9 protein-coding genes are annotated in these 5717 nt (G+C 34.6%); 3 read left to right on the top strand and 6 right to left on the bottom strand.

The window, feature by feature from the left end; genetic code table 11:
- Positions 1-48 precede the first annotated feature (48 nt).
- Genes BKK47_RS11720 through BKK47_RS11725 form a run of 3 tightly spaced genes read right to left on the bottom strand, consistent with a single transcriptional unit; the run spans position 49 to position 785 of the window.
- Positions 49-330 carry a hypothetical protein gene (locus BKK47_RS11720; protein WP_077495003.1) on the bottom strand — a complete coding sequence of 94 codons (282 nt, stop codon included), beginning with the start codon at positions 328-330 and terminating at the stop codon, positions 49-51.
- 30 nt (positions 331-360) lie between these two features.
- The gene (locus BKK47_RS12800) at positions 361-489 is read right to left on the bottom strand and encodes a hypothetical protein (RefSeq protein WP_279626187.1); all 129 of its coding nucleotides are present in this window, start codon (positions 487-489) and stop codon (positions 361-363) included.
- Positions 490-515: 26 nt separating this feature from the next.
- Positions 516-785, bottom strand: a complete 270-nt coding sequence (locus BKK47_RS11725) for a hypothetical protein (protein WP_077495004.1) — start codon at positions 783-785, stop codon at positions 516-518.
- Between the two features lie 241 nt (positions 786-1026).
- Here BKK47_RS11725 and BKK47_RS11730 point away from each other — a divergent pair, with 241 nt between their 5' ends.
- Entirely contained in the window at positions 1027-1350 is a 324-nt protein-coding gene (locus BKK47_RS11730) for a hypothetical protein (RefSeq protein ID WP_244149144.1), read from the top strand.
- Between the two features lie 73 nt (positions 1351-1423).
- Here the strand turns inward: BKK47_RS11730 and BKK47_RS11735 are convergent, their stop codons facing one another.
- The 3 genes from BKK47_RS11735 to BKK47_RS11745 form a co-directional block, all read right to left on the bottom strand.
- Entirely contained in the window at positions 1424-1888 is a 465-nt protein-coding gene (locus tag BKK47_RS11735) for a DUF302 domain-containing protein (protein WP_077495006.1), read from the bottom strand.
- A gap of 91 nt (positions 1889-1979) precedes the next feature.
- Complete coding sequence (locus BKK47_RS11740; protein WP_077495007.1) at positions 1980-2285, bottom strand: type II toxin-antitoxin system RelE/ParE family toxin; 306 nt, start codon at positions 2283-2285, stop codon at positions 1980-1982.
- Positions 2278-2457: a hypothetical protein gene (locus tag BKK47_RS11745; RefSeq protein WP_077495008.1), complete on the bottom strand. Its 180-nt coding sequence runs from the start codon at positions 2455-2457 to the stop codon at positions 2278-2280. Before BKK47_RS11745 ends, BKK47_RS11740 begins: the two co-directional genes overlap by 8 nt.
- 270 nt (positions 2458-2727) lie before the next feature.
- On the opposite strand from BKK47_RS11745, the gene mobH reads away from it, so the two are divergent.
- Complete coding sequence (gene mobH, locus BKK47_RS11750; RefSeq protein WP_077495009.1) at positions 2728-4653, top strand: MobH family relaxase; 1926 nt, start codon at positions 2728-2730, stop codon at positions 4651-4653.
- An 81-nt stretch (positions 4654-4734) separates the two neighbouring features.
- A complete protein-coding gene (locus tag BKK47_RS11755; protein WP_167366182.1) occupies positions 4735-5556 on the top strand; it encodes a tyrosine-type recombinase/integrase in 822 nt (273 codons plus the stop codon).
- The last annotated feature ends 161 nt before the right edge of the window (positions 5557-5717 follow it).

Here is a 5717-nt window from a genome sequence, read left to right on the forward strand (position 1 = left end):
CAATAAAAGTAAGGCTAAGATAAAATATTAAAAAAAGTATTTGCATATCTAAACTCCTAAATATATTAAGGCTAGTAATACAACTAATTCACAAAAAAGCAATATCTCTAATTTAGTCTTACCGGAAAAATAAGTAACTAATGTCAGTAAGCCAATAGCGGGGTTGTAAAAAAGAAGAAAATCTAGGAAAACTTCAATAAGTGGTTTAGATTTTTCCGATAACGCCAAAGATAAGGATATAGCACAAAATCCAGTAGCCGAAAAAATGTTGATAAATGAAAACATTCTAAATTGAAAATCTCCAAAGAATCTGAATAATGAATTGCTCACTTTTCCTCCTTTTTTCAAAACTTAATGTTATTACTGTGAGTTTTTTAGTTCGGCAAGGTCATTTTCAAGTTTACTTACTCTTCTTGTTAAGATTATATTGCCTATACCAAGTAGAAAAACAGCGATTCCGAGTAGAATCAAAGATGTTGTAGTTTCCATGTTTTCTCCTATTCAAAACTTAAAATTTACGCTTTCAATAAAACTGATTCAGATTCAATCTTCTTTTTTATTAAGAAGAAATCATATCTTGTCATAGTTTTATGTTCTTTGAATATTTCAGAAAATTTATCTTTGAATCTATTTTCAAATTTATCTATTTCTGACACTGACATAAAAAATCTAGGTGAATATCCGATTGCGTTCAAAATTAAGTCGGTTAAAGATTCTACATCTTTATCATTTAATCCTGATAAGTTATCTCGGACAAAAATTCTCATTCGTAATCTAACGCCCATTGATTTAAATCCTCGTGGTATTCAAAACTTAAAATTTTTTGGACTAGCCTCTAAGACTTGTCTAAAAACTTACACTTTAGTGTTTTTTAGACTGTCTAAAAATGTTACTCAAAGTTTCTGGACAAAATAGTAGATATTTAACTCAGCATCATCATTAAAAATCTGTTTCTATTTTTAAGAGAGTTTCTAGATAATGCTACTCAGTTGTAAACGGTATATTTAGAATTAGCAAAACTCAGGAATGATGATAGAAACTATGAAATATTGCCAATTTTTCATTTTATGCGTTACAGTAATTCAAGGTATTGATGTTGTTGCAAATATACGAGAACCACATGAGGGGGGGATTTGTCATGTTGAGGCAGAATATTATTATCCCGGCGTATGGGAGAGATATGGTGAGAATGAGTTAATTTGTAATTATTGGAAATTTTTAAGTGAAGCTGATAAACAAGCCTTAGAGTCAGAATTAAATGATGATGACAATAATAATGAGGCAGAAGATAAAGCAGATGAAGTTGATAACAGCGATTATGATACGTTAGATGAAATGGATGGGGAATAAGGGTAGACAAAAAACAATGGGGAGTAACAAGCTCCCCATTGTTTTTCTAGCCCTACCTAGAACTCTCAATCAATTACTTTTCTGTTACAACACTTGGAATTAATTTTTCTGCGCCTTTTAACTTACTATATACCTCTTCGGTTAAACCATGTTTTTTACCAATAGTATCAGTATCGTTTAAGCTCACAAACACTTCACCGGCTTTGTTTTCCCAAACAAGAGCCTTAATTGGTAAATCAATAGCTAAAGTTGGGCTGGTAATCATCATTGGTGTTCCTGCTTTTGGTGCACCAAAAATCACCACGCTCGAAAATGGCATAGCTAACCCGGCTTCTTTAGCAGCTGCTTGATGATCAATAACAGTAAAGACTTTCATACCTTTTTCGGTCACTGCATTTTTAATTTTTTCTACAGTTTCAACTGCAGTATATTCACTTTTGACTGTTCTAAGTGCAGTATTATCAGCTTGAGAGAACATTGTTGTTAAAGTTAAAGGTAATGCTACCAGGAATGATTCGAGAAACGATCTGAATTTCATATTTATCTCTCTATTTATTGATAAAAAAATTAATTGCACTCTGAGTGTATTAAATACACATTTCAACTAACAAATGAGATTGAAGTCTAAATTAAGGCATCTGTTCTAATTCTGGCCGAGGATATAATCTACTTGAGTGAATGACAGCCACAATCAATATGTGATTATCTTTTTCTTCATAAACGATACGATACCCACGAATAAAGGCTTCTCTAGAACCATCCTCTCTTGGGCGACCAATAGCTTTGGGCATAAACCCTATTGATTCAATTTTGTCAAAAATTTTTTCATGTAAACGGATTCCTGTCATCTCGAAACCCGTATAAATAATTGCCTGTCGCACACATTCTTCTATATCATTCAACGCTTCAGGAGAAATAATGATCGATTTATGCATACACTACCGAGCGTTCAAACTCATCTAATTCTTTAACTGTTTTCTCAATAGTCGCCTGTACGCGTGCTTTGGCTTCTTCTAACGGGATACCTTTTCCAGCCTCTAACTCTGCACGACCTTTAGCTATTTTTTTTGCTAAAAACTCATCATATCCAGGTTCTTTAAATATCATATTTTCCTCCAGTTAATGAGAATAGATCCTTTGAGCATCATACACCAAAAAAGCCAAAAGGTTAAGGGAATCCCTAACGGGATTAAGGGTAATGCTATAAAGGTAACCTTTCCCAAGGGAAAGGTCTTACCTGAAAAGGCCAAAAGGCTTTTTCTAAAAGGCTCAAGATAGCATTAACATCTATCTTCTATTTAAAGTGATTTATTCATTGAGGTTATCTTATAAATCAATACTCTTTTCAAAAAATGTAACATAACGAGTCATTGATTTATGCTGTCGTCAATTTTCAATAGGTTAAAAGGGAAAAAACAGGATTCCCTTGAGGTTATTTCAAATTTAGAAAATCAAAATCTTTCAATATCAAAAGTTGATAGTGATGGCTGGGTAACGCCTTTCCCCGCGTCAGAATTGCTTGATTCCGATTTACGCCAAAAATACTTAAATTTAATTTGGCAACAGGTTTCTATGACGCAAGATATGTACAACGAACTCTATAAAAAACCGATTGAGCGGTATGCCGAAATGGTCCAATTACTGCCCGCCTCAGAATCTCATCATCATAGCCATTTAGGGGGAATGTTAGATCACGGATTAGAGGTGCTATCATTTGCTGCAAAACTTCGACAAAGTTATGTTTTACCACAAAATGCAGCACCGGAAGAACAATCAAGACAACGTGATGCTTGGACCGCAGCGGTGATTTATGCTGCACTTGTACATGATATTGGAAAAGTTATAGTTGATATAGAAATTCAGTTAAAGGATGGGACAAGATGGTTTCCCTGGTTAGGCACTCCAACCCAACCATACAAATTTAAATATGTTAAAGGACGGGATTATGAATTACATCCTGTCATGGGGAGTTATCTTGCCGGTTATTTAATACCTAAAGAGGCATTTGAATGGTTAGCGGGATACCCGGAAGCCTTCTCCTCATTAATGTATGCTATGGCAGATCATAAAGATAAATCGGGACTTCTTTCGGAAATAGTACAAAAAGCAGACCAAAATAGCGTAACCCTTGCATTAGGTGGAGATGTATCGAAACTGGTTCAGAAACCGGGAACCTCATTTGCGAAGCAAATCGTGATGGCTTTACGTCATTTATTGCAACATAAATTTAAAATTAATACTCCTAAGGGACCGGCAGATGGTTGGCTAACAGATGAGGCGTTATGGTTGATGAGTAAACCAACAGCTGATCAAATCAGAGCTTATCTTTTAGAACAGGGTATTTCTGCGCCGGCAGATAATCCTAAATTATTTAATGAGATGCAATCACTAGGCATTATTGAAAGCACAAGTGACGGTACCGCAATTTGGCACTGTCGGATTAAAGCTAATTCAGGTTGGTGTCCTCCTAAAGCATTTTCTTTATTAAGAATAAAACCGGAGATTGCCTGGGAAAACCTTAGTGATAGACCGGAGGTATTTTTAGGGAGTGTTGATATTGAAAATGAAAGTGTTTCAGACTCAACTGAAAACTCAAAAATAGAGGCTGTTTCCAATGTTATAGAGTCTGAGACGAGTCATATGATTTCTCCGGAAAGTATGGAGTCTTCATTTGAAAATGTGCTTTCTCAAAATACCGAGGTAGATACGAAACCCGAAAAAACAACGGATATGGTGGACTTAGTGATGGACTTATTTTCTCCAACAGAGCAGCCCCAAGAGCATCAAGAACATCAGGAACAATTAGAAGGGCAGAAGAGTCTAAGTGCTCCATCTGCTAATGAATCTGTAACAGATATTGAAGTAACTAAAACTGTTTCAGGAGTTCCTAAAGAAAGAGTAGATATTTCCGGTGAATCGTTTGTCGAATGGCTGAAAGCCGGGATTACAGGAAATACACTTACTATGAATAATGTGAGTGCGAAATTGCATATTGTTAAAGGACAATTATTTCTTGTGACACCCGGAATATTTCAGATGTTTTTTAATAGTAAAGGTATCACTGATTTTACTAAGAAAGATATTGAAAGTTTGCAATATAGTTTCCAAGATCTTAAATTACACAAGAGATACCATCAATCAAATAATGATAGTGTTAATTTTTGGCGTTGTAAGGTTATTGGACCAAGAAAAACCTCTCAATTGATTGGGTATTTGATTGATAAAACCGATTATTTTTTCGGTAATAGGGTTCTAATTGATAATTTGCATTTATCACTTATTCAGGAGAATGACAGTGAATAGAATTACATTTGATGCATTACTTGATAAATTTTTTTGTACAAACATCTACGTATAGATACGATAAAAAGTTATGAAAAAGCTATTCGACAATTGCAGAATAATTGTGATTTTAAGTATCCGGATGAGGTATCAGAATTACAGCTTCTTCAATGGAGAAAGCGTGTTGTCGGGAAATCAATCATTGAAGTAACGTGGAATAGCTATATTAGGCAGCTGAAAACCATTTTCAAATTTGGTATAGAAAGACAGCTACTGTCATTTACTCAGAACCCTTTTAATGCTCTATTTATTAGGGAAGGAAAGCGAAAGAGAAAAACATATACCTTCTCGGATTTGGAAAGACTAAGTTTTGGAATCAAAGAGTCAAAATATCTTCCTGATATTTTGCGCCCGGTTTGGTTTACAAAAGCATTGATTATGACATTTCGCTATACAGCAATTCGCCGTGCTCAACTAAATAAATTGAGAATTCAAGATGTAGATTTAGTAAATCGGGTTATTCATATTTCCCCGGAAATAAACAAGAACCACGAGTATCATGTACTGCCAATTTCAACCGCACTTTATCCTTACTTAGATAGATTAATAAACGAATTGAAGAAGCTCAAACAACCTGAGTACGCACAACTCTTCAATATAAATTTATTTTCGAGAGCAGTTAAACGAAAAGGAAAGGAGATGACAGTAGATCAGGTAAGCTATATCTTCAAGGTTATATCAAAATATACTGGAGTAACCAGTTCACCTCATAGGTTTAGACACACCGCAGCTACAAATTTAATGAAAAAGCCTGAGAATTTATATATTGCTAAACAGCTTCTTGGTCATAAGGATATCAAGGTTACCTTGACCTATATCGAAGATGATATAGAGTCAATTAGGGAATACACAAATTTATTGTGAGTTTGATTATTCAGGCTTTACAAACTAGTATTTTTATGTAAGATCTGATCCATCCACAAGGCGTTAGTGGATGGATCAGGATGTATTGGCTAGGTGCATTGCATTGGTCTAAATAAATAGCTTTATTACTCGTCATGATGTACACAAGGGATTTAAAATCC

The organism is Rodentibacter mrazii (assembly GCF_001998825.1).
GTDB classification, from domain to species: Bacteria; Pseudomonadota; Gammaproteobacteria; order Enterobacterales; family Pasteurellaceae; genus Rodentibacter; species Rodentibacter mrazii.